General features: G+C 53.3%; 1 protein-coding gene and 1 pseudogene. Both read left to right on the forward strand.

What is annotated here, in order from left to right:
• The first annotated feature begins 16 nt into the window (after positions 1-16).
• Entirely contained in the window at positions 17-727 is a 711-nt protein-coding gene (locus tag HMPREF2682_RS06115; protein WP_070832336.1) for a DUF6318 family protein, read from the forward strand.
• 272 nt (positions 728-999) lie between these two features.
• Positions 1,000-1,728: pseudogene (locus HMPREF2682_RS06120) on the forward strand (peptide ABC transporter ATPase); the annotation flags it as partial.

Below are 1,728 nucleotides of genomic sequence, written 5' to 3' on the forward strand. Positions count from 1 at the left end.
TAGGAGCGTATCTTCTATGGATTCGACCATTCTCAATCGCCGCACCCTGCTGGGCAGCGGTGCACTTGTGAGCCTTGGCGCTCTGCTTGCGGCGTGTGGCCAGCAGGCAAATAACGAGGCGTCAGCCGCCGAATCCGCTGCACCGAGCGAGACCGCTGCGGCTTCGACTGTAGCATCTGACTCGCCTTCGGCTAGCGCGACCCCGTCTACTGTCCGCGGCTACTCGGGCGGATCAAAGGCACCCGACGGCGAGTACCGCCCGGCGGATAAGTACGGTCCGGCACAGAATGTGCCGAAGCCTAACGTTCCGGAGGACGGCTACAACGAAAAGTCGTTGGAAGGCATGCGCAAGACGATGGATGCCTGGATCTTGTGGGGTAATTACGGTACTCAAACTGGCGATTACTCGATGGCTTTCAAGTTCATGTCCCCTACTTTTGAAGACGAACGTAAGGCCTATACAGGCGTCGAGGACCTGTACAAAAGCGGCGGATGGGTTATTGGTGGTATAAACCATTATCTTGCTGACGGTAACCCCTGGTCGGAAGATGGTGAAACCTACTTTTGGAAGGCTTACCGCGAGTGGGATTACGAAATCTATGTTGAATCCGATGGTAGCTGGCGCAAATGGAGTAATGACGATAAGACCGATGACACCTTTAGATTTGAGCTGAAGCACAACGGGCAGAAATGGGAAATTATGAATTATGAACCTGTTGAGGATTAAATATAATGCGGACTCATAAACTAATTGGATCTCAGGTTCTCGCTCTGATAATTTTGATTTCTTTACATACTCCTGCAACGGCAGAAGTGAAAACCCATGAATGCTCCTCCGACAATAGCGCAAAAATCTGTCAAACGCATAGAAGCCCTAAGAAGAACAACAAACATAGTAGTACTTCATCCGGTGAAGACAATAATATTGTTACAGAAAATAATACATCAGGATCTCAGAATCAGAATTCAGATACCTACACCTCCAAAGGTGCTAACGGCATGACCGTAATTCGTTCCAAGAGTGACTCTAACATCCTTGGCTGCGTAGGTAAGGGCGGAAAGATTGGAAACGTAAAACTCAACAATCTCATTGTTCGTGACGATGGGACCTACATTGATGGTGGCTTTGGTAAGTATAGCCGCACCTCAGAAACCTGTGTTCCCGAGGATACCCGCACTCTCACCAGCGCCGACAGCCCGGGTCCCACCGGCCCGACCTACGAAGAAGTCATGGAGGAAATCCGCCATGCAGCAGAATCGCTAGAGCCGGGCAAGCCGACCCTGCACCAGTCCTACAACAACCCCGCAGGCACTGGCCGAGCAGAAGGCGACCCCAACGTCTACAAGGGCGACCAGATCAACTTCTACGTCGATGACGGAGGCCCCTACCGCCTCGAAGCAGACATGCTCGCAGGACACGTCGAAATTGAGCTCATGCCCTCCTCGTACGTCATCGAGTACGGCAATGGTGATACTGCCACTAACTACACGGCAGGCAAACCGGTTACCACCTACCCTCGTGAGCGTCCGCGTGAGACCGCTACCAGTTACGCCTACCAGCGTTCCGGTAACTTCCACGCCTATGCGACCGTGCACTATACGGCTCGTTTCCGTGTGGACGGCGGCCCGTGGCAGATGATGGAGGTGACCCCGCAGGCAACCAGTGACCCGCTGCTGATTCGTGTCTGGTGGGTTGACGTGGGACGCGTAGCCGGTGACTGCAGCTAC

Source organism: Rothia sp. HMSC061D12, assembly GCF_001836735.1.
Classification (GTDB): Bacteria; Actinomycetota; Actinomycetes; order Actinomycetales; family Micrococcaceae; genus Rothia.

What these genes read in the sequence shown, in the direction of transcription:
- HMPREF2682_RS06115 (WP_070832336.1), top strand. Translation starts at nt 17, where the DNA reads ATGGATTCGACCATTCTCAATCGCCGCACCCTGCTGGGCAGCGGTGCA.